Source organism: Paracoccus sp. TRP (assembly GCF_000185925.1).
Taxonomy (GTDB): Bacteria; Pseudomonadota; Alphaproteobacteria; order Rhodobacterales; family Rhodobacteraceae; genus Paracoccus; species Paracoccus kondratievae.
The window spans coordinates 20136-41680 of sequence record NZ_AEPN01000035.1 but is presented as its reverse complement, the minus strand read 5'-3'; the positions used below and the strand labels follow the sequence as shown (position 1 = coordinate 41680).

General features: G+C 64.1%; 20 protein-coding genes, 1 tRNA gene and 1 pseudogene. 17 read left to right on the top strand and 5 right to left on the bottom strand.

From position 1 onward, the window contains the following. Positions 1-377 (top strand): annotated as a pseudogene (locus tag PARACOCCUSGL_RS20725) (ATP-binding protein); the annotation flags it as partial. Between the two features lie 283 nt (positions 378-660). Here the strand turns inward: PARACOCCUSGL_RS20725 and PARACOCCUSGL_RS0115615 are convergent. Then, positions 661-736, bottom strand: a tRNA-Lys gene (locus PARACOCCUSGL_RS0115615). 96 nt (positions 737-832) lie between these two features. Between PARACOCCUSGL_RS0115615 and dapF the strand changes: the two genes are divergently transcribed. From dapF to PARACOCCUSGL_RS0115580, 7 genes are all read left to right on the top strand, one after another. Then, the gene (gene dapF, locus PARACOCCUSGL_RS0115610) at positions 833-1660 is read left to right on the top strand and encodes a diaminopimelate epimerase (protein ID WP_010398521.1); all 828 of its coding nucleotides are present in this window, start codon (positions 833-835) and stop codon (positions 1658-1660) included. Further along, positions 1657-2928, top strand: a complete 1272-nt coding sequence (gene mtaB / locus PARACOCCUSGL_RS0115605; RefSeq protein WP_010398519.1) for a tRNA (N(6)-L-threonylcarbamoyladenosine(37)-C(2))-methylthiotransferase MtaB — start codon at positions 1657-1659, stop codon at positions 2926-2928. Before dapF ends, mtaB begins: the two co-directional genes overlap by 4 nt. 82 nt (positions 2929-3010) lie before the next feature. Continuing rightward, positions 3011-3928: a histone deacetylase family protein gene (locus PARACOCCUSGL_RS0115600; RefSeq protein ID WP_029372416.1), complete on the top strand. Its 918-nt coding sequence runs from the start codon at positions 3011-3013 to the stop codon at positions 3926-3928. Continuing rightward, entirely contained in the window at positions 3925-4161 is a 237-nt protein-coding gene (locus PARACOCCUSGL_RS0115595; RefSeq protein ID WP_010398515.1) for an exodeoxyribonuclease VII small subunit, read from the top strand. Before PARACOCCUSGL_RS0115600 ends, PARACOCCUSGL_RS0115595 begins: the two co-directional genes overlap by 4 nt. Then, on the top strand, positions 4161-5024 hold the full coding sequence (locus PARACOCCUSGL_RS0115590) for a polyprenyl synthetase family protein (RefSeq protein ID WP_010398513.1): 864 nt from the start codon (positions 4161-4163) through the stop codon (positions 5022-5024). Before PARACOCCUSGL_RS0115595 ends, PARACOCCUSGL_RS0115590 begins: the two co-directional genes overlap by 1 nt. A 26-nt stretch (positions 5025-5050) precedes the next feature. Further along, positions 5051-6976, top strand: coding sequence for a 1-deoxy-D-xylulose-5-phosphate synthase (dxs, locus tag PARACOCCUSGL_RS0115585; protein WP_010398511.1), 1926 nt, complete (start codon positions 5051-5053; stop codon positions 6974-6976). Positions 6977-6985: 9 nt separating this feature from the next. Further along, the gene (locus tag PARACOCCUSGL_RS0115580; protein ID WP_010398508.1) at positions 6986-7609 is read left to right on the top strand and encodes a COG3650 family protein; all 624 of its coding nucleotides are present in this window, start codon (positions 6986-6988) and stop codon (positions 7607-7609) included. Here PARACOCCUSGL_RS0115580 and PARACOCCUSGL_RS0115575 read toward each other — a convergent pair. Further along, positions 7606-8481, bottom strand: coding sequence for an SDR family oxidoreductase (locus tag PARACOCCUSGL_RS0115575; protein WP_010398505.1), 876 nt, complete (start codon positions 8479-8481; stop codon positions 7606-7608). The two genes, PARACOCCUSGL_RS0115580 and PARACOCCUSGL_RS0115575, sit on opposite strands and share 4 nt — an antisense overlap. Beyond that, positions 8478-9464, bottom strand: coding sequence for an LLM class flavin-dependent oxidoreductase (locus tag PARACOCCUSGL_RS0115570; RefSeq protein ID WP_010398503.1), 987 nt, complete (start codon positions 9462-9464; stop codon positions 8478-8480). Before PARACOCCUSGL_RS0115570 ends, PARACOCCUSGL_RS0115575 begins: the two co-directional genes overlap by 4 nt. Positions 9465-9560: 96 nt before the next feature. Here PARACOCCUSGL_RS0115570 and PARACOCCUSGL_RS0115565 point away from each other — a divergent pair, with 96 nt between their 5' ends. The 3 genes from PARACOCCUSGL_RS0115565 to PARACOCCUSGL_RS0115555 all read left to right on the top strand — a co-directional run bounded on the left by PARACOCCUSGL_RS0115565 (position 9561) and on the right by PARACOCCUSGL_RS0115555 (position 12613). Next, positions 9561-11048, top strand: coding sequence for an AMP nucleosidase (locus PARACOCCUSGL_RS0115565; protein ID WP_010398500.1), 1488 nt, complete (start codon positions 9561-9563; stop codon positions 11046-11048). 149 nt (positions 11049-11197) lie between these two features. Next, the gene (locus tag PARACOCCUSGL_RS0115560) at positions 11198-11497 is read left to right on the top strand and encodes an HU family DNA-binding protein (RefSeq protein WP_010398498.1); all 300 of its coding nucleotides are present in this window, start codon (positions 11198-11200) and stop codon (positions 11495-11497) included. A gap of 189 nt (positions 11498-11686) precedes the next feature. Beyond that, the gene (locus tag PARACOCCUSGL_RS0115555) at positions 11687-12613 is read left to right on the top strand and encodes a DMT family transporter (RefSeq protein ID WP_029372414.1); all 927 of its coding nucleotides are present in this window, start codon (positions 11687-11689) and stop codon (positions 12611-12613) included. Here the strand turns inward: PARACOCCUSGL_RS0115555 and PARACOCCUSGL_RS0115550 are convergent. After that, entirely contained in the window at positions 12568-13164 is a 597-nt protein-coding gene (locus PARACOCCUSGL_RS0115550) for a glutathione S-transferase family protein (RefSeq protein ID WP_010398494.1), read from the bottom strand. The two genes, PARACOCCUSGL_RS0115555 and PARACOCCUSGL_RS0115550, sit on opposite strands and share 46 nt — an antisense overlap. A 60-nt stretch (positions 13165-13224) precedes the next feature. On the opposite strand from PARACOCCUSGL_RS0115550, the gene PARACOCCUSGL_RS0115545 reads away from it, so the two are divergent. Further along, on the top strand, positions 13225-13929 hold the full coding sequence (locus PARACOCCUSGL_RS0115545; RefSeq protein WP_010398493.1) for a YafY family protein: 705 nt from the start codon (positions 13225-13227) through the stop codon (positions 13927-13929). Here the strand turns inward: PARACOCCUSGL_RS0115545 and PARACOCCUSGL_RS0115540 are convergent. Then, complete coding sequence (locus PARACOCCUSGL_RS0115540) at positions 13907-15328, bottom strand: aminotransferase class V-fold PLP-dependent enzyme (protein ID WP_010398491.1); 1422 nt, start codon at positions 15326-15328, stop codon at positions 13907-13909. The two genes, PARACOCCUSGL_RS0115545 and PARACOCCUSGL_RS0115540, sit on opposite strands and share 23 nt — an antisense overlap. 73 nt (positions 15329-15401) lie before the next feature. Between PARACOCCUSGL_RS0115540 and PARACOCCUSGL_RS0115535 the strand changes: the two genes are divergently transcribed. From PARACOCCUSGL_RS0115535 to pdeM, 5 genes are read left to right on the top strand one after another with little or no spacing between them, the layout of a single operon-like run. Further along, positions 15402-15875, top strand: a complete 474-nt coding sequence (locus tag PARACOCCUSGL_RS0115535; RefSeq protein WP_010398488.1) for an Lrp/AsnC family transcriptional regulator — start codon at positions 15402-15404, stop codon at positions 15873-15875. Positions 15876-15905: 30 nt separating this feature from the next. Continuing rightward, positions 15906-16895, top strand: coding sequence for a ligase-associated DNA damage response exonuclease (locus PARACOCCUSGL_RS0115530; RefSeq protein WP_010398486.1), 990 nt, complete (start codon positions 15906-15908; stop codon positions 16893-16895). Next, positions 16892-18436, top strand: coding sequence for a cisplatin damage response ATP-dependent DNA ligase (locus PARACOCCUSGL_RS0115525; protein ID WP_010398483.1), 1545 nt, complete (start codon positions 16892-16894; stop codon positions 18434-18436). Before PARACOCCUSGL_RS0115530 ends, PARACOCCUSGL_RS0115525 begins: the two co-directional genes overlap by 4 nt. After that, complete coding sequence (locus PARACOCCUSGL_RS0115520) at positions 18433-20835, top strand: ligase-associated DNA damage response DEXH box helicase (protein ID WP_010398480.1); 2403 nt, start codon at positions 18433-18435, stop codon at positions 20833-20835. Before PARACOCCUSGL_RS0115525 ends, PARACOCCUSGL_RS0115520 begins: the two co-directional genes overlap by 4 nt. Further along, on the top strand, positions 20832-21488 hold the full coding sequence (gene pdeM / locus PARACOCCUSGL_RS0115515) for a ligase-associated DNA damage response endonuclease PdeM (RefSeq protein ID WP_010398478.1): 657 nt from the start codon (positions 20832-20834) through the stop codon (positions 21486-21488). The genes PARACOCCUSGL_RS0115520 and pdeM overlap by 4 nt, the downstream gene beginning before the upstream one ends. Positions 21489-21545: the final 57 nt, after the last annotated feature.

The following is a 21545-nucleotide window of genomic DNA, read 5'->3' as shown; positions in this document are numbered from 1 at the left end:
AGCCTCCGGCAAACCCGGTGCGGTTCAAACCCCGTCAGATCGTGGGCGAACTGCTGGCCGCCGAGATCAACGAGAAGAAGGCGCGGTCGGTCAAATACCAGATCACCACCGCCAAGCTGCCCTATGCCCGGGAGATCGAGGAGTTCACCTTCGATGACACCCCGATCAACGAGACGCTGGTGCGCGATCTGGCCAGCGGCGAATTCCCCGGCCAGCAGCGCAATGTCGTGCTGGTCGGCGGCACCGGGACCGGCAAGACCCATATCTCCGTGGCGATCGCGCGAGCCGTCATCCGCAACGGCGCCCGGGGACGCTTCTTCAATATTGTGGATCTCGTGAACAGGCTGGAGGCCGAGGTCCGTGCCAGGCGGGCGGGATTCCGGGAGTGTCGCAAAGCGGCATGAGCTCTTAAGGCGAGCCGGGCGGGGTTCTGTCAGTTCTGTCAGTTTGTCAGTTCGACGTGGAACCCCTGATCCAGAGGCTGGTTTTGCGACGAGGCCGAGGCTATCGCCGCCGGTTGGCGCGCGACGCGATGGCGGTAGATTCGGAGCGTCCTGAGCCGCTTCGAATTGTCCCCCATGTGTCCCCCGGGGAGGTGTTAGCGCCGAAACCGCCTCGCAGGCAATTTCTCGTAACCGCTTGTCATGTAAGGATTTTCAGTGGTGAGCCCGACAGGATTCGAACCTGTGACCCACTGATTAAAAGTCAGTTGCTCTACCAACTGAGCTACGGGCCCATCGCACGGGGGCTAACTAAGGTTGGTGGCGGACAGGGTCAAGCGGAAAAATCGCTGCCTCTGGCAGAATCTTTTCGGCAGGAGTATGTCGGCGCCATGGAACATCAGCAAAACCTTGGCCAGAGCGCCCTTCTGCCCTTTATGAAGATGCACGGGCTAGGCAATGATTTCGTGGTTATCGACAGCCGCGCCACTGGCGCGCTGCCTGATGCTGCGACTGTGGCCGCCATGGCCGACCGCCATCGCGGCGTCGGCTTCGACCAGCTGGCCGTTATTCTGCCCGACGAAAGCGCCGATGCGCGGCTGGTGTTCTATAATGCGGATGGTTCGCTTTCGGCGGCCTGCGGCAATGCCACGCGCTGTATCGCGCGCTTTCTGATGGACGAATCGGGGGCGACGGCGCTGCGTCTTGCCACGGATCACGCCCTGCTTGCTGCCGAGGACGCGGGCAACCGGCTGACGCGCGTGAATATGGGGGCTCCGGTCTTTGACTGGGCGCGCATTCCTTTGGCTGAGGATGTCGATACGCTGCATCTGCCGATTCCCGGCGATCCGGTGGCAACCGGTATGGGTAACCCGCATATCACCTTTTTCGTGCCCGATGCGGCGGCGGTCGATCTTGAACGATTCGGCCCCGAGCATGAGCATCATCCCCTGTACCCCCAGCGCACGAATGTTGAGCTGGTGCAGGTCGTTTCGGATAGCGAAATCATCCTGCGCATATGGGAGCGGGGGACGGGAATCACCCTGGCCTCGGGCTCATGCTCATGTGCGGCGGTGGTCGCTGCGGCGCGGCGTGGGCTGACCGGGCGCAGGGTGCGGGTCAATGTTCCGGGCGGCGTGCTTGAAATCGACTGGCGCGATGATGGCGTCTGGATGACCGGCCCGACTGCGCATGTCTTTGACGGGGTCTGGCGGGGATGAGCGTGCCGAAGCCGCCTGTCTTTGCCACGCTTGGCTGTCGGCTGAATGCCTATGAGACCGAGGCCATGCGTGAGATGGCCGAGGCCGCAGGGCTGCAAGGTGCGGTGATCGTGAACACCTGCGCCGTCACGGCCGAGGCGGTTCGTAAGGCCCGGCAAGAGATCCGGCGGCTTGCACGCGAAAACCCCGGTGCTCCGGTCATTGTCACAGGCTGTGCGGCCCAGACCGAGCCCGAGACATTTGCCGCCATGGCCGAGGTCACCCGCGTCATCGGCAACCATGAAAAGATGCAGCCCGCGACCTGGGCCACGATGCAGGCCCCCGACCTGATCGGCGAGACCGAAAAGGTGCAGGTCGACGACATCATGTCCGTGCGTGAGACGGCTGGCCATCTGATCGACGGTTTCGGACGCCACCGCGCCTACGTGCAGGTGCAGAACGGCTGTGATCACCGCTGCACCTTCTGCATCATCCCCTATGGCCGGGGCAATTCACGCTCGGTTCCGGCGGGGGTGGTGGTCGAACAGATCAAGCGCCTGCGCGACCGCGGCTTTAACGAGGTGGTGTTGACCGGGGTGGACCTGACCTCATGGGGGGCGGATCTGCCGGGCCAGCCCCGCCTTGGCGATCTGGTCATGCGCATTCTGCGGCTGGTGCCGGATCTGCCGCGTCTGCGCATCAGCTCGATCGATTCGATCGAGGCAGATGAGAACCTGATGCTTGCCATCGCCACCGAGCCGCGACTGATGCCGCATCTGCACCTGTCCTTGCAAGCGGGCGATGACATGATCTTAAAGCGGATGAAGCGTCGCCACCTGCGCGACGACGCCATCCGCTTTTGCGAAGAGGCGCGGCGTTTGCGGCCCGGCATCGTCTTTGGCGCCGATATCATCGCCGGTTTCCCGACCGAGACCGAGGCGATGTTTGAAAACAGCCTGAAGCTTGTCGATGATTGCGGGCTGACATTCCTGCATGTCTTTCCCTATTCGGCGCGCAAGGGTACCCCGGCGGCGCGGATGCCGCGTGTTCCGGGACCGGCCATCAAAGAACGTGCAGCAAGACTGCGTGCTGCGGGCGATGCGGCGCTGGCGCGGCATTTACAGGCTCAGCTCGGCGAATCCCGCATGGTGCTGACCGAGGGGCCCCGCCTTGGCCGGACCGAGCATTTTACCGAGGTGACCTTTGATCGCGACATGCCCGAAGGCTCGCTGACCGAGGTGCGCATAGCGGGCCATGACGGGCAGCGGCTGACAGTTCAGGCACTCTGAGGCAGCATCGCGGCTGCCGTTTTCGGCAGGATCGGGAACATTGTCTTGCCCGGAAAAGGTCCGTGGCCATAATCCTTGGCTGATGACCCTGTTATACACCCATCCGTCCGGCTTTTCGCATGTGACCCCGCCAAGCCACCCCGAGCGTGTGGGGCGGCTTGATGCCGTGCTTGAGGCGCTGGAGGATATGGACCTTGACCGCCGCGAGGCGCCCGAGGGCACGGATCAGGACATCCTGCGCGCCCATCCGGCGGAATATCTGGCGCTCGCGCAGCGCAAGGTCCCGGCCGAGGGCTGGACGATGCTTGATTCGGACACCTATCTGGCGCCAGACAGTCTGACGGCGGCGCGTCATGCGGTGGGCGGGGTTTGCGCGGCAGTCGATGCGGTGCTGGCGGGCGAGGCTCCGAATGCCTTTGTCGCCATGCGTCCGCCCGGACACCATGCCGAGCGCGAAAAGGCGATGGGGTTCTGCATCTTTTCCTCGGTCGCCATCGCGGCCCTGCGGGCGCTTGATCACCACGGGCTGGACCGGGTGGCGGTGCTGGATTTCGATGTCCACCACGGCAATGGCACGCAGGATGTATTGTGGCATCAGCGGCGGGCCTTCTTTGCCTCGACCCATCAGATGCCGCTTTATCCGGGCACCGGCGCGGCCTCTGAACGGGGCGCGCATGGGCAGATCCTGAATGTGCCGCTGGCCCCCGGCAGCGCGGGGGACGAAGCCCGCGCGGCATGGGAACAGATCTGTGATTGCGCCGAGGCGTGGCGGCCGCAGCTTGTGCTGATCTCGGCCGGGTTTGACGCCCATGCCGACGATCCTTTGGCCGCGCTTATGTGGAGCGAGGCCGATTTCACCGCCATCACCCGAATGATCTGCGACACGGCGGCGACCTGTTCAGCCCCGGTGGTGTCTGCCCTTGAAGGGGGATATGATCTCGCCGCTCTGGGCCGCTCGGCGCGCGCCCATGTCGATGTGCTGAGGGAGACTGCGGCGTGACCGAGATCGAGAACATGTCCTTCGAAGAGGCGATGAAAGAGCTTGAGGCGACCGTCAGCCGGCTGGAACATGGCGAGGCCACGCTGGAAGAGGCGATCAAGCTTTACGAACGCGGTGCCGCATTGCGGGCGCATTGCGACAAGCGCCTGCGTGAGGCCGAGGAACGGGTTGAAAAGATTACGCTGGCCGCGAATGGTCAGCCCACAGGCACTGTCCCGGCCGAGGGACTGTGATGCAGGATCGTCTTGAGGATGTGAAGGCGCAGGTACAGACCGCGCTGGAAGGCGCAATGTCCTGCCTGCCGGATGGCGAGCTTAGCGATGCGATGCGTTACGCCTGTATCGGCGGTAAGCGCATCCGTGCCTTTCTGGTCATGGAATCGGCTCGGCTTTTCGGGCTGGGTGACAAGGCGTCGCTGCCCGTTGCTGCCGCGGTCGAGGCTTTACATGCTTATAGTCTGGTCCATGATGACCTGCCCGCGATGGACAATGACGACCTGCGGCGCGGTCTGCCGACCGTTCATGTCCAGTGGTCCGAGGCGACCGCGATTCTGGCCGGGGACGCCCTGCAGACCCTTGCATTTGGGCTACTGACCGACGCGCAGACCGGTTCGGCCGAGGTGCGGCTGGCGCTGGTGCGCGGGCTGTCCGAGGCGGTTGGCGCGCGCGGCATGGTCTGGGGGCAGGCGCTCGACATCGCGGCCGAGACCGCGATCACCCCCCTTGATATCGTTGCGATCAAGCGGCTTCAGCAGGCCAAGACCGGGGCGCTGATCCAGTTTGCCGCCACCGCCGGTGCGGTCATGGCGGGCGAGGACCCGGCCCCCTTGGCGGAATATGCGAAAAACCTTGGCCTTGCCTTCCAGATTCAGGACGATGTCCTTGATGTGACCGGCGACCCCGAGGCGATCGGCAAGCGCACCGGCAAGGACAAGGCGGCGAACAAGGCGACCTTTGTGTCGCTGCTTGGGCTTGAGGGTGCGCAGGACAAGGCGCGCAAGCTTGTGCGCCATGCCGAGGCCGCCCTTGAACCTTATGGCGAGGCGGCAGGAAACTTGCGGCAGCTTGCGCGTTTCGTTATCGAGCGCGACGCCTGACAGCCCGCCCGAGAGAGGGGCAAGCCATGACCACTGACCAGAACGAACATCGTCCCCTGACGCCGGTCCTGGATCGGGTGACACTGCCCTCGGACCTCAAAAACCTCAGCGACCGCGAATTGCGGCAGCTTGCTGACGAGCTGCGGGCCGAGACGATCAGCGCCGTCTCGGTCACTGGCGGCCATCTTGGTGCAGGGCTTGGCGTGGTCGAACTGACCGTCGCACTGCATGCCGTTTTCGAGGCGCCGCGCGACAAGATCATCTGGGATGTCGGCCATCAATGCTATCCTCACAAAATCTTGACCGGTCGGCGCGACCGCATCCGCACCCTGCGGATGGAGGGTGGTCTTTCCGGTTTCACCAAACGTTCCGAAAGCCCCTATGATCCCTTTGGGGCAGGGCATAGCTCGACCTCGATCAGCGCGGCACTGGGTTTTGCCATGGCCCGCGAACTGGGCGGCGATCCGGGCGACGCTGTCGCGGTGATCGGTGATGGCGCCATGAGCGCGGGCATGGCCTTTGAGGCGCTGAACAACGCCGGCGATCTGGGCAAGCGGCTGTTCGTGGTCCTGAACGACAATGAAATGTCGATTGCCCCGCCGACCGGGGCCCTGTCGCGCTATCTGACCCGCCTTTACGCCGAGGGTCCGTTCCAGGACCTTAAGGCGGTTGCCAAGGGCGCTGTCGGTTTTCTGCCCCAGCCTCTGCAAGAGGGTGCGCGGCGCGCCAAAGAGATGCTCAAGGGCATGACCGTTGGCGGCACCCTGTTCGAAGAGCTGGGCTTTTCCTATATCGGCCCCGTCGATGGCCATGATCTGGACCAGCTCTTGCCGCTGTTGCGCACGGTCAGGGCGCGGGCTGACGGGCCGGTGCTGATCCATGTCGTGACCCGCAAGGGCAAGGGTTATGCCCCGGCCGAGCGTGCCGCCGACAAGGGGCACGCTACCGCGAAATTCGACGTTCAGACCGGCGCGCAGGCCAAGGCAAAATCGAACGCGCCAAGCTATACCTCGGTCTTTGCCAAGGCGCTGGTCGATGAGGCCAGCCGCGATGCCCGCATCGTCGCTGTCACCGCTGCCATGCCCGACGGGACCGGGCTGAACCTCTTTGCCGAGCGTTTCCCGCGCCGTTGCTTTGATGTGGGTATTGCCGAACAACATGCCGTGACTTTCTCGGCCGGTCTTGCCGCGGGGGGGATGAAGCCGTTCTGCGCGCTTTACTCGACTTTCCTGCAGCGTGGGTACGATCAGATCGTCCATGACGTGGCGATCCAGCGCCTGCCGGTGCGTTTCGCTATCGACCGGGCCGGGCTGGTCGGTGCCGATGGCGCGACCCATGCCGGAGCCTATGACATCGCGTTTCTGTCGAACCTGCCGGGCATGGTGGTCATGGCTGCCGCGGATGAGGCCGAACTGGTCCATATGGTCGCCACCGCCGCTGCCTATGACGCGGGGCCGATCGCGTTCCGTTATCCGCGCGGCGAAGGCACCGGGGTCGAGATGCCCGAGCATGGCGAGGTTCTGGAAATCGGCAAAGGCCGGGTCGTGGCCGAGGGCAGGGGCGTTGCCATCCTGTCCTTTGGCACCCGTCTGGCCGAGGTGATGCGGGCTCGCGAAGCACTGCTCGTGCGTGGCATCCAGCCAACGATTGTCGATGCGCGCTTTGCAAAGCCGCTCGACCGCGATCTGATCTTGCGCCTTGCCTGCACGCATGAGGCGCTGATCACCATCGAAGAGGGTGCGGTCGGCGGCTTTGGCAGCCTTGTGGCGCAGCTTCTTTCCGATGAGGGCGTTTTTGATGGTGGGTTGCGTTTCCGCCAGATGGTTCTGCCCGACACTTTCATCGACCATGCCAGCCCCGAGGCCATGTACCGCGAAGCCCGCATGTCAGCCCCTGACATCGAGGCAAAGGTTCTGGAGATTCTGGGCGTGGCCGTGGCCAAACGTGCCTGAGAGGAAATAATGCTTCGTATCCTTCTGACTGGCCTTGCCCTTGCAATGCCTTTGGCCGCGCAGGCGCAGGACGACTACCTGCCGCGCCTTTTCGATGTCACCGTGGTCGAGACCTGGGACAAGCTGAACGTGCGCGAGGCGCCTCATGGTCAGGCCAAGATCGTCGGCACCCTTGCCTCGACCGCTAAGGGGATCGAGCTGATCGAACGCGATGCTACCGGCAAATGGGGCCGGGTGAATATCGGCGAAAGCTCGGGTTGGGTGGCGCTGCGCTTTCTCAAGCCGCAGGCCTCTGCGTGGAAGTCGGCCGAACTGCCCCTGACCCTGCAATGCTACGGGACCGAGCCGTTCTGGTCGGTCAAGACGGTGCAAAAGGGTATGGTCTTTAGCGAACCCGGCCAGCCCGAGCGCCAGCTTTCGCTGCGCAAGGTGATGGATAACGGCATTCCGGGGGATCCTTCGCGCGGTCTTGTCGCCGGGGATGACAAGGGTCGGCTGACTGCCTTCATGCGGCCCGAGCAATGTTCGGATGGCATGTCGGACCGCAACTTTGCCTTGGCGATCAGCGTAATTCTGGACGGGCAGGACCAGCCGTCGCGCATGCTGAACGGTTGCTGCTCGATCGCGCCCTAAACGCCGATGTTCTGGACCGTGATCCCTTCCGCCCTGGCCAGCGCCGCAAGTCCGGCGCGATAGTCAGGATAGCGCAGGGTCACGCCCAGTTCGGTTTTGATACGGTTGTTCGAGACGCGCTTGTTTTCGGCATAAAAACTGCGGGCCATCGGCGACATTCCGGCGGTGGCGAAATCCTCGGCCGGGGGCAGGGGCAGGCCCAACAGTTCCGCTGCATGACCGATCACCGTCTCGGGCGGGGCGGGGTCGTCATCACAGACATTATAGATCGCCCCGGGCCGTGGTGCCTTGATCGAGGCCAGCAGCACCTGGGCGATATCTTCGGCATGGATGCGCGAAAAGACCTGCCCTGGCTTGATAATTCGCCGCGCCGTGCCCTGACGCACCTTGGCGAAGGGTCCGCGGCCCGGTCCATAGATTCCGGCCAGACGAAAAATATGCAGTGGCAAACCGTGCCGGGCGGCAAGCTGCTGCCAACCCTCTTCGGCGGCGACCCGCTCGCGCCCGCGCTGGGTGGTGGGGGCGCAGGGTGTCTTTTCGTCCACCCAGTCGCCGTTACGGTCGCCATAGACCCCGGTCGTCGAAAGGTAGCCAAGCCAGCGCGGGCGTGCCGCCGCGATCTGGGCGCCAAAGACCGCCAGAACGGGATCAGAGCCGCTATCAGGCCCAATCGAGACCAGAATCGCATCAGCCCCGGAAATCGCCCGGCCGACCGCTGCGTCATCCCCTGGCCAGATCAGCGGCTCTGCCCCTGTGGCTGTGACACGGGCGGAGTCGCTGCGCGTGGTGCCGGTCACCTGCCAGCCCTCAGCCCGCAGAAGCGGGGTGAGGAAGCCGGCAGAATAGCCGTGACCAAAGACAAGCATCCTCATGCGCGGCCCCGCAGGATCTCGGCTGCGATGGCAAAGCTGCGATGCCGGGCCTGTTGGTCAAAGATATTGCCGACAAGGATCAGCTCGTCTGGCTGATAACGGGTGATCAGTTCATCCAGCCGCGCGGCGACGGTCGCTGGTGTACCGACCGCACTGACCGAAAGCGCATGTTCGACCGAGGGCAGGATGCGCACCGGAATGGCATCCAGCACATCATCGACTGGCGGAGGCAGCAGCCCCGGCATCCCCAGCCGCAGCCGGGCAAAGCTGATCATCTGGCTGCTGCGCAGTTTTTGCGCCTCGGCATCGGTTTCGGCTGCGATGACGTTCACGGCCAGCATGAAACGAGGCCTGGTGCCGAACTCGGTCTGTTCGAACCGCTCGCGGTACAGTTGTGCGGCCTGATCCAGATCGCCGGGGGCAAAATGGCTGGCAAAAGCATAGGGCAGGCCAAGCGCGGCGGCGAGACTTGCACCGTAAAGCGACGAGCCCAGGATCCAGACCGGCACATTCGTCCCTTCGCCGGGGTGGGCCGCCACTGGTGCACCGGGGCGGGGCGGGCCGAGATAGCGCAACAGCTCGACCACATCATTGGGGAAATCTTCGTTGCGCTGCATCGAACGGCGCAGCGCATGCATCACCGCCCCGTCGCCTCCGGGCGCGCGGCCCAGCCCCAGATCAATGCGCGGGCCGTGGATCGTCGCCAGCGTGCCGAATTGTTCGGCGATGGCCAGCGGTGCGTGATTGGGCAGCATTACGCCGCCCGCGCCGATGCGGATGGATTTCGTATGATCGGCGACATGGCCGATCAGGACCGAGGTGGCAGCACTGGCGATGCCGGGCATGTTGTGATGTTCGGCCAGCCAAAAGCGACTGTAGCCCCAGTCTTCGGCCGCCTGGGCCAGTGCAACGGAATTGGCAATGGCCTGCCGGGCATCCGAGCCCTCGGCGACCACCGCAAGGTCAAGAATGGAAAATTCCATGCGGATCACTCCTTTGCACATCAGATAGGGTCTCTGGTGGCGGCTTGCCAGCCCGGTGCGGCGCTGGCACTCTCCTTTCCAAATTGGAGAGCGCGCATGAATGCAACCGACAGCCGCAGACTTCCCATCGAGACGCCGGAACCCGCCGAGCGGCTTTATTTCGACGATCCGGCCGCCGCCGTCGCCCGATTGATCGAGCTTTACGACCGTTCGTCGCAATTTCTGCTGAACCGCTTTCTGGCGACCCTGAAAGGCGGCAGGCCGGGCGCGCGCTATCGCGCCTTTTACCCCGAGATCCGCATGACGGTGCCCATCCATTCCAAGACAGATTCGCGCCTGTCCTTTGGTCATGTGGCGCTGCCGGGGACCTATTCGACCTCGATCACCCGGCCCGACCTGTTCCGGGGCTATCTGACCGAACAGATCGGCCTGCTGATGCGCAACCATGGTGTGCCGGTTGCCGTGGGGGACAGCAGCACGCCGATGCCCGTCCATTTCGCTGTCGCCACGCAAAGCGACCTCAACGTCCCGCAAGAAGGCGTGCTCGACTATTCCCTGCGTGATGTGTTCGATGTGCCGGATCTGAATACGATGAATGACGATATCGTGAACGGGACTGCGGGGCCGAACCCGGATGGCAGCCACCCGCTGGCGCCCTTTACCGCGCAGCGTGTGGATTACTCGCTGGCGCGGCTGGCGCATTACACCGCGACCCTGCCCGAGCATTTCCAGAATTTCGTGATGTTCACGAATTACCAGTTCTATGTCGATGAGTTCGAGGCCTTTGCCCGCCGCGCGCTTGCCGATCCGAATTCGGGCTATACCGGGTTTGTCGCGCCCGGAAACCAGATCCTGGAACGCCCCGAGGATATCATTGCGACCGGCGCCAAGATGCCGCAGATGCCGGCCTATCACCTCAAGCGTCCGGATGGGGACGGAATCACGCTGGTCAATATCGGCGTCGGCCCTTCGAACGCCAAGACTGCGACCGACCACATCGCCGTCCTGCGTCCCCATGCCTGGCTGATGGTCGGCCATTGCGCGGGGTTGCGCAACAGTCAGAGCCTTGGCGATTTCGTCCTTGCCCATGCCTATCTGCGCGAAGATCACGTGCTTGACGATGACCTGCCGGCCTGGGTGCCGATCCCGGCCCTGGCCGAGGTGCAGGTTGCCCTGCAAGAGGCAGTGGCCGAGGTTACCCGGCTTGAGGGTTATGAGCTGAAGCGCATCATGCGCACCGGCACTGTCGCCACGATCGACAACCGCAACTGGGAGCTGCGCGACCAATCCGGTCCGGTGCAGCGCCTGTCGCAGTCGCGTGCCATCGCGCTGGATATGGAAAGTGCGACCATTGCCGCAAACGGTTTCCGCTTTCGGGTTCCTTATGGCACGCTGCTTTGCGTCAGCGACAAGCCGCTGCACGGCGAATTGAAGCTGCCCGGCATGGCCACCGACTTTTATCGTACGCAGGTTGCAAACCACCTGCAGATCGGCATTCGCGCGATGGAGAAGCTGCGAGAGACCCCGCTGGAGCGCATCCACTCACGCAAGTTGCGTTCGTTTAACGAGACCGCGTTCCTGTAGCCTGGTCCTGCGAGGCACTTTTCGCAGCGTTTGCTGGGGAATTTCGCCGAAAACGCTTGATCTGCGCTTAAAAAGCTTGTGTAGCGACACGCGTGCCGCCAAGGTGGCGTCCGAAAATTTCCCGAACGGGAACAACGAGGAGACAGAAAATGGCTCAGGCCGCTTCCAAACCGATGACCAAAACTCAGCTCGTCGCCGCGCTGGCCGATGAAATGGGCAGCGACAAGAAAACCGCCGCCGCGGCTCTGGACGCGATCTCGGCCATCGTGTCGCGCACGGTTGCCGAGGGTGGCGCCGTCACCCTGCCGGGGATCGGCAAGGTCGCCTGCCGCGCCCGTCCCGAGCGTCAGGTTCGCAACCCGCAAACCCAAGAGATGATGACCAAACCGGCCGACAAGGTGGTCAAGGTCACCATCGCGAAAGCGCTGAAAGACAGCGTGAACGCCTGAGATCCCGCGTTTACTGACGGGAATGAGCCGCGCATCTGATCTGCGCGGCTCTTTTCTTTTGCGGCGCCCCGATCTTACGGGGTCCGGGTTTTCGCACCTGCGGGCGGTTTGCTGCGCGGGTGATTACGCCGCCCCTTGTGCATCCCCGCGCATCCGTGTCCCATGCGCATGCAACACCGGGGGGACAGGATGGATTTCCGCGCGATATTGATGGGCGTCGGTTTTGCGGTGGTCTGGGCCTCGGCCTTTACCTCGACGCGCATGATTGTCATGTCCGCCCCGCCGCTGACGGCGCTGGTCATCCGCTTTGGCCTGTCCGCGCTGGTGGCGATTCCCATGGCGCGTGCCATGGGGCAGAACTGGCATCTGACCCGGGCCGAATGGCGCACGGTGATCCTGTTCGGCCTGTGCCAGAATGCGCTTTACCTGGGGTTCAGCTGGGTCGCGATGCAATATGTCGAGGCCTCGGTTTCGTCGATCATCGCTTCGATGATGCCGCTGGTCGTGGCGTTTCTGGGCTGGCTTCTTTATGGCGAGAGGCTGCGGCCCATTGCCGTTGCCGGTCTGATCGCGGGCGTCGCGGGCGTCACCCTGATCATGGGGGTGCGGCTGCAACATGGGCTGGATATCCCCGGCGTGATCTTGTGCCTGATCGGTATGGTGGCACTGACCTTTGCGACGCTGGCTGCGCGTGGGGCAGGGGGCAGCCGCAACATGATGATGATCATCGGATTGCAGATGGCGGTCGGGGCGATCCTGCTGGTGATACCGGCCCTGCTGATGGATTGGGGCCGCCCGGTCGAATGGAGCGCCGGCCTGATCTGGGCCTTTGCCTATACGGTGGTCGCGCCGGGAATTGGCGCGACCTGGCTATGGTTCAGGCTGGTCAACCGCATCGGCGCGGTGCGAGCCGCCACCTTTCACTTTCTGTCGCCGATCTTTGGCGTCGGGATCGCTGCCGCGTTGCTGGGTGAACGGTTTGGCGTCTCGGATGTGATCGGCGCGCTGATCGTCGCGGCGGGAATTTTGATGGTGCAGCTGGCAAAGCTTCCCGCCGCGGGCTCAACCGCTCAGGCGTCCAGTTCGGCCACCCGCGCCATCGAGGGGCGCGACTGAATCCGCTGCACCCAGTCGTCAACGGCGGGGGTGCGCGGCATCTGCTCGGGGCCAAAGAACATGAACGGGCCCGCGACCAGCAAATCAGCTGCCGAGAAATCCTTTCCCAGCAGATAAGGCTGCTTTGTCAGCACCTCGTCCAGCCGCGCGACGGCGGTATCATAATCGCGCAGGCTTGCGGCCAGCGCCGGATGGTTGATCCCGCAAAAATGCAGGATCGCCACCGGCTCAAGCACGCCCTGATACCAGCTGAGCCAGCTGAGATATTGTCCGCGCCGGGGATCGCCTGGCAGAGGGCCCAGCCCTGCCTCGGGGAAAGTGTCGGTCAGATAAAGCATGATCGCGCCGCGTTCGCGTACGTGATCCTGACCGTTGACCAGATAGGGCACTTTTCCTTCGGGGTGGGGGTTGGCCGGGTCGCGGGCACCCGAGCCGTCCTGACGCGGGATCGTGACCCGGCGAACATCGACCTTGTCCAGAACGCCCAGCTCTTCCAGCAGCACGACGACGGATGATGAGCGGCTTTTGGGCGCATGATATAGAGTCAGCATCTTGGTCTCCTGTATTGACGGGGGCAGAATGACCCGACCCTCCTGACAAAAGGTGACAGCATGTCTCGTACCGATCGCCTGATGCGCCTGATGGATGCGTTGCGCCGCCTGCCCGCGCCGGTCACGGCCGGGCGGCTGGCGCAGGAGACCGGCGTTTCGACGCGTCAGCTTTATCGCGACATTGCTACCCTGCGGGCCGGAGGCGCGCTGATTGATGGCGAAGCGGGCGTTGGCTATTCGCTGACCGAAGACCCGGCCCTGCCGCCCCAAAGCTTTTCCCGGCTTGAGATCGAGGCCCTGCTGCTTGCCATCTCGGGCCTGCGTACTCTGGGTGATTCCGAACTGACACATGCCGGCGAAAACGCCATGGCCCGAATCATCGCCACCCTGCCCGAAGGTCAGGGCCGGCATGCCATGCACGCGACCATGCGCCTGTTTCGCGAACCTGCGCAAAGACCCGCCCTGAATGTGGATATGGCGCTGTTGCGGCAGGCGCTGTGGGATGAGCGTAGCCTGATAATCGGCTACCTTGACCTGCAGGGGATGCAGACCACGCGCGAGATCTGGCCTTTGGGCCTCAGCTACAGTGAGAATCACATGATGCTGTTGGCCCATTGCCGGATGCGACAGGATTTCCGCACCTTTCACGTTCCGCGCATTCAAGCCATGCGGCCGGGTGAGGAAAGCTTTCGCCCCCGCCGCGTGGCGCTGGTGCGCGAATATGTGGCGACCGTGGCCTGCGCTACTGGGCCGCGACCGGCGTAAAGATCGCGGTCGAACGGTCGCAGCGGTAATGGGGCAGGTGTTCCGTTGCGTGATCGGAAAGGTCGCAGATGGCGTCCAGAATTGCCTGAACTTCGGCGCGCGGGGCGGCCCAGCACAGGTTCAGCCGCACGAATCCGGGTTTCTCGATCTCATCCCCGGCAAGGATCGCGGCGCGCATGCGCGCTGATTCCTGTGGGTCCAGCCCCAGCAGGTGATGGACATAGGGGCCCGCACAGGCGCAGCCGCCCCGCGCCTGCACGCCATAAAGATCCGACAACATCCGAGTCGCCAGTTGCTGGTGGACATATCCTCCCTGCCCATCGCGGATGCGGAAGCTGAAGAAGGGCAGGCGGGGGGCATCCAGATTGCCCAGCAGCTCGACCCGGGGATGCGCGCGCAGCTGCGCCATTCCCAGCGCAAGCCATTCGGCATTGCGTGCATGGATATGGTCCTGACCCGCAGCGGCCTTGGTCAGAAAGACCAGCGCGGCACGGATATCCCCGACCACGTTCGGCGTGCCGCCTTCTTCGCGCGCTTCCAGCGACAGCGAATAGTCATGCGACTCGGGCGAGACAAAGCGCACCGTCCCGCCGCCGGGCAGGGTGGGGCGGTCATTCACCACCGCATCGCGGCGCAGGATGGTCACGCCGGATGCCCCCGGCCCACCAATGAACTTGTGCGGTGAGATCACCACCGCATCCATGCCCAGCCGCATGTCGATGGGCAGGTAGGGCGCGCCTCCGGCATAGTCCCAGACCGCCTTGGCGCCTGCAGTTTTGAGGATGCGCGTGACTTCGGCTACGTCAGTCAGCGTCCCTGTGACGTTCGACGCGGCCGAGAAACTGCCGATCACCGGTCCTTGGGCCTGGTCCAGCGCCTCGGCCAGCGCGGTCAGGTCCGGGCCGCCGGTCGCTGCCTCGGGGATGGTGATTACGGTCGCGCCGCTTTCGCGCCAGGGCAGGATGTTCGAGTGATGTTCGTAAGGCCCGATCAGCACCGTCGTACCCGGGCCCGCACCCAACAGATGCACCAGCCGGTTGATCCCCTGTGTCGCGCCCCCACCGGTAAAGATCACCGCATGTTCAGGCCCGGCATGGGTGCAATTGCCAATCGCGGTCCGCGCGGCGCGGCGCATCCGGGTCATGGTGCCGCCGCAATGGCTGGCCTCGGTATGGCTGTTGGCATACCAGGGAAGCACGTTTTCCATCACCCATTCCTCGATGGGCCGCAGCGCGCGGCCCGAGGCGATGTAATCGGCATAGATCATCCGGCGCGGTCCAAAAGGACCGTCGATCACAGCGTCGCGGCCGATCAGGCAGGTGTGGATCTGACTGATCGGGTTGTCGCCCAGCCGGGCGAGGTAGCTGTCAAAGGGCGGGATGGAAATCTGTCTCTGCATGCAGCCATCTTGACCCGCAGATCATGAGAAATCATTCTGAATATCAGCGATATTTTTTCAATATGGTTGTCAAATGAGCGACAAAAAGACAGAAACAGATGAAATCGACAACCAGTTACTGGCACTGCTGCAGCGGGACGCCAGCTTGTCTCAGCGCGAGCTGGCCGAACGTGTGGGCCTGTCCCAGAACGCCTGCTGGCGACGCTTGCAGCGGCTGACCGAGGCAGGGGTGCTGCAGGGCAGCCGTGCCGTCATTGACGCGGCTGCGCTGGGGCTGGGGCTGACCGTTTTCATCATGATCCGCACTCGCCACCACAACGATGCGTGGTCGCGCCGCTTTCGCGCCCGTATCGAATCCCTGCCCCAGATTGTCGAGTTCCACCGTATCGGCGGTGAATGGGACTATCTGGCCAAGGCGGTGGTCAGCGGCATGGCTGGCTATGATGCGCTATACAAGCGATTGATCGCCGATATGGATCTTGAGCGCGTAACAGGCGTTTTCTCGATGGAGACGATCTTTGAGGGTCGGCCATTGGCGCTGGCTTGATTTTCACGAAATGTTCTGGATGCTCGGACCATGCGCGCCGATTCCATTCTGTTTCCGACCGAGGCCGGGCTTTACTGCCCTGACGGCGGCTTTCACATCGACCCGCTGAAACCGGTCGCGCGTGCGCTGATCACCCACGGCCATTCCGATCACGCCCGCTTTGGTCATGGGGCGGTCATGGCGACGGCAGAGACGCTGGAGATTATGCGTCTGCGCATGGGTGAGGGGTTCGCGGGCACGACTCAGGTTGCTGCTGGGAACATGCGTATCGGTGGTGTCAGTGTGGGCTTTCACCCGGCGGGACATGTGCTCGGCTCAAGCCAGATCTCGGTCGAGGTCGGGGGCTGCCGCATCGTCGTTTCGGGCGATTATGCGCGCCAGCCGAACCCGACCTGTGCGGCGTTTCAGCCCGTCCCTTGCGATGTCTTTGTGACCGAGGCGACCTTTGGCTTGCCGGTGTTCCGTTTTCCTGATCCGGCGGGGCAGGTGCAAAAGCTGCTGGCCAGCATGGCCGAATTTCCCGACCGTCCGCATCTTGTCGGCGCCTATGCGCTGGGCAAGGCGCAGCATGTGATCGCTTTGCTGCGCGAGGCGGGCTATGATGCCCCTATTGCCGTTCACGGCGCGCTAAAGACCTTGTGCGAGTATTACGTTTCACGCGGGGTCAATCTGGGCGCGCTGGTGCCTGCCTCGGTCGATGAGGTCGCGGCGCAACTGGTGATCGCCCCGCCCCCGGCCTTTGCCAGCCCCTGGGTGCAGCGGTTTCGGGATCCGGTTCTGGCATTCGCCTCGGGCTGGATGGCGGTGCGTGCCCGGGCGCGTCAGCGTGGGGTCGAACTGCCGCTGATCATCAGCGACCATGTTGACTGGCCTGCGTTGACCGCGACTCTGACCGAATTGGCCCCCGGCGAGGTCTGGGTTACCCACGGCACCGAGGATGGCGTGATCCGCTGGTGCGAATTGCAGCAGATCCCTGCACGCCCATTGCGACTGGTCGGCTATGAGGACGAGGCGGAATGAAAGCCTTTGCCGCCCTGTTGGAACGGCTGGCTTTCACGCCGGCACGGAACGCCAAGCTGCAAATATTGCAGCATTATCTGGAACGCACGCCCGATCCGGACCGCGGTTGGGCCCTTGCCGCACTGACCGGAGAGCTTGAGCTGCGCCGGGTCACGCCCTCGCTTTTACGCACCCTCGCGGCCGAGAGGGTGGATGAGCAGCTATTGGCGCTTAGCTATGATTTCGTCGGTGATCTGGCCGAAACCATTGCGCTGATCTGGCCCGATGGGGCCGAGGACGACCCCTCGCTATCAGATGCCGTGACGCTGCTGCGGGAAACCGGCAAGGCCGCACTGCCCGGCGCGATTGCTGCCATGCTGGACCGGCTGGGCCCGTCCGGGCGGCTGGCCTTTCTGAAGCTTGCCACCGGCAATCTGCGGATCGGAGTGTCGGCCCGGATGGCACGGATGGCATTGGCGGCGATGGGCACGCCCTCGGTTCCCGAGATCGAAGAGATCTGGCACGGCCTCACCCCGCCTTATGACGCGCTTTTTCACTGGCTGGGTGGCGGGGCGCGGCCTGAGCGTGCAGCACTCGCCCCCTTTCGCCCGGTGATGCTGGCAACGCCCATCGACCTGGAGGGATTGCAGGGGCTAGACCCCACCGAATTCGTTGCCGAGTGGAAATGGGACGGCATCCGTGTGCAGGCGGTCAGCGAGGGTGGTGTGCGCCGCCTTTACTCGCGCAGCGGAGAGGACATCTCGCACGCCTTTCCGGATGTAATCGCGGCAATGGATTTCGACGGTACAGTCGATGGTGAGCTGATTGTGCGGCGCGGGGATGAGGTGGCACCCTTTGGCGAATTGCAAAGGCGGCTGAACCGCAGGATGGTCAGCAAGGCACTGCTGGCAAGCCACCCTGCCGGGCTGCGGCTTTACGATCTGTTGCTGTGGCAGGGCTGCGACCTGCGGGCCGAGCCTTTGACGCAACGCCGCGCGGTGCTTGAGGCGGCACAGTTTGGCGAGGGGATCGACCTTTCTCCGCTGCTTGATTTCGCCGGGTGGGAGAGTCTGGCCGCTTTGCGTGCCAACCCTCCTGTTGCGGTCATCGAAGGGGTAATGATCAAGCGTCGCGACAGTGCCTATGTCTCGGGTCGTCCGCGTGGCCCATGGTTCAAGTGGAAGCGTGATCCCATGGTTGTCGATGCGGTGCTGCTTTATGCGCAGCGCGGGCATGGCAAACGGTCGGGGTTTTATTCCGATTTCACCTTTGGCCTGTGGGACGGCGATGATCTGGTCCCGGTCGGCAAGGCTTATTTCGGCTTTACCGATGCCGAACTGCGCGAGCTGGACCGCTTTGTCCGCCAGAACACGGTCGAGCGTTATGGCCCGGTGCGGGCACTGGCTGCGAAACTGGTGGTCGAGGTCGCATTTGAGGGGCTCAACCGCTCGACCCGGCACCGATCGGGCGTGGCCATGCGCTTTCCCCGTATCAGCCGAATCCGCTGGGACAAGCCCGCTGCCGAGGCCGACCATCTGTCAGCACTTGAGGCGATGCTGTGATCCTGCCTGCCCTTTTTCAGGACTGGTTTGCCCGGCAAGGCTGGCAGCCCCATCCCCATCAGCTTGCGCTTTTTGCGACCAGGGGCGACAGCCTGCTGATCGCACCGACCGGAGGGGGCAAGACGCTGGCGGGGTTCCTGCCCTCGCTCGTCGAGCTTGCCGGGGACAGGGCGGCCACGAAAGGGGTGCATACGCTATACGTTTCGCCGCTGAAGGCGCTGACGGCGGATATTGCGCGCAACCTTGCCCGCCCTGTCGCGGATCTGGGGCTGTCGATCCGGGTCGAGGACCGCACAGGGGACACCGGGCAAACTCAGCGGCGCCGCCAGCGCGTCGATCCGCCCGAGGTGCTGCTGACTACACCAGAAAGCCTTGCACTGATGCTGAGCTATCCCGAGGCGCCGGCGATTTTTGGCGGGCTGCGCCGGGTGGTGCTTGATGAACTGCACGCGCTGGCGGAAAGCAAGCGCGGCGATCAGTTGATGCTCTGCCTTGCCCGGCTGCGCGCGCTGGCGCCGGAACTGCGGGTCACCGGGCTTTCCGCGACGGTCGAGGACCCGCAGGCGCTGGCGGGTTTCATGGCAGGCGCTGACCCGGTGATGGTGGTCGAGGCTGATCCCGGTCCCGATCCCGACATTGCCATGTTGCCTACGGCCCGGCCTGCGCCATGGGCGGGTGGTGGTGGTCATTACGCCATCCCCGAGGTTCTGGCCGCGATCCGGGAGGCGCGCACCACCATCATCTTTATCAACACCCGTGCACAGGCCGAGCTGTTCTTTCAGGCGCTGTGGGCCGCGAATGAGGAAAACCTGCCTATCGGCCTGCACCACGGCAGCCTTGCGCGCGAACAGCGGGCGCGCGTCGAGGCAGCGATGGCGGCGGGTGAATTGCGTGCTGTGGTGGCGACCGGCAGTCTTGATCTGGGCATCGACTGGGGGGCAGTCGATCTGGTGATCCAGATCGGGGCGCCCAAGAATGTCAAGCGGCTGGTCCAGCGCATCGGTCGGGCCAATCACCGTTATAATGCGCCATCACGGGCGCGGATCGTGCCAGCCAATCGGTTCGAACAGATCGAATGCGTAGCAGCGCTGGAGGCAGTGCGCGAACGTGATCTGGACGGAGATCCGCGCGGTCCCGGACCGCTGGACGTATTGTGTCAGCATATTCTGCTGACCGCCTGCGCCGCGCCCTTTGATCCCGATGCGCTATATGCCGAGGTCAGGACTGCTGGTCCCTATCGCCACCTTTCGCGTGCCGACTTCGATGCCTGCCTGGATTTCGCCGCGACCGGCGGATACGCGCTGCGTGCCTATGACCGCTGGCAGCGGCTGGTCCTGCGAAACGGCCTATGGCAGTTGCGCGATCCCCGCGCGGCCAGGCTGTTGCGCATGAATGTCGGCACTATTGTCGAGGCCGAGATGGTCAGGGTCCGCCTGCGTGGTCGTGGTGGCGCACCGTTGGGCGAGGTCGAAGAGGCCTTTGCCGCAAGCCTTTCCCCCGGCGACAGTTTCCTGATCGGCGGCCGTGTGGTGCGCATGGATGCGATGCGCGAGATGGTGGTAGAGGTCACGCCAGATCCGACCCGGCAGCCGAAAATCGCGGTCTATTCCGGGGTCAAGCTTGCGACCTCGACCCAGCTTTCCCATCGCGTGCTGGCACTGATCGGCGATCCCGCCCGGCACGGGGTGCTGCCCGTTCAGACGCGTGAATGGCTGGCCCTGCAGGCGCAGGTCTCGATCCTGCCCCGGCCGGGGCTGCTGCTTTCAGAAAGCTTTCCTCATGCCGGACTGTGGCATTTCGCGCTTTACGGTTTTGCCGGGCGCAATGCGTTGCAGACGCTTGGCCTGCTGCTGACGCGCGAGATGGAAGAGCAGGGCGTCGGGCCGTTGGGGTTTCTTTCAACCGACTACGCCCTGCTGGTCTGGTCGCTTGACCCTGTATGGGATCCGGTGCCGCTGCTTGACGGTGCGCGGCTGCGGGCAGGACTTGACGACTGGCTGGGCGAGAATGCGGTCATGAAGCGTACATTCCGCAATGTCGCAACGGTCGCCGGGCTGATCCAGCGTAACTTGCCTGGTCGGCGCAAGACGGGGCGGCAGGCGATGTTTTCCAGCGATATTCTCTATGACACTTTGCGAAAATATGATCCCGGCCATCTGATGCTGCGGATCACTGGCGATGAGGTCGGACGCGGGCTGGTCGATTTCGGGCGTATTGAGGAAATGCTCAGCCGCTCGCCCCGGCGGGAACATCGGATGCTGGAACGGGTCTCGCCTTTGGCCGCGCCCCTGCTGCTGGAGGTTGGGCGCGTCCCGATTCGGGGGGAAGGGCGCGAACGGCTTGCCCGGATCGAGGCCGGGGCGCTGATGCGCGACGCCGGACTGGAGGAGATCGCATGACCGGCCACGGGTTTCAGTTTCACGGATTGCGGCTTGAGGCGCGGGCCTCGGGCGCGCTGTGGTGGCCCGGAGGCGGATGGCTGATTGTCGCGGATCTGCATCTGGGCAAATCCGAGCGGATGGCCCGGCGCGGTGGTCCCCTGCTGCCACCTTATGAGGGGTTGGCGACGCTTGAACGGCTGGGGGCCGAGATTGCGGCCCTTAACCCCCGCGTCGTTGTCAGTCTGGGGGATGGTTTCGACGATCTTGCGGCGGCCGAGGCGCTTGACCCGCAGGTCGCCGATATCCTGCAGCGACAGGCACGGGGTCGGGACTGGCTGTGGATCGGCGGCAATCATGATCCCGGCGCCCCTGCTGGCCTGCCGGGGCAGGCGGTTGCCAGCATGATGCTGGGTCCGGTGACCCTGCGGCATGAGGCGGGGCAGGGGCCTGATATTTCAGGACATTTTCACCCGGTCGTGCGGCTGGCGGGGGAGCGGCGCCGCGCCTTTCTGCTGGGCCGCGATCATCTGCTGCTACCAGCCTTTGGCGCCTATACAGGCGGGCTTTTGCATGATGATGCGACGCTGACGGCACTGGTACCGCAGGGCATCGCCGTTGCTTGCGGTACCAGCCCGATCATCCTGCCGCTGGCACCTCGCCGAATGGGCTAGGCAACAAAAAAGGGCCGCCAGAGGCGACCCTTTTTGTCCGTGGAGCCGGACCAACTT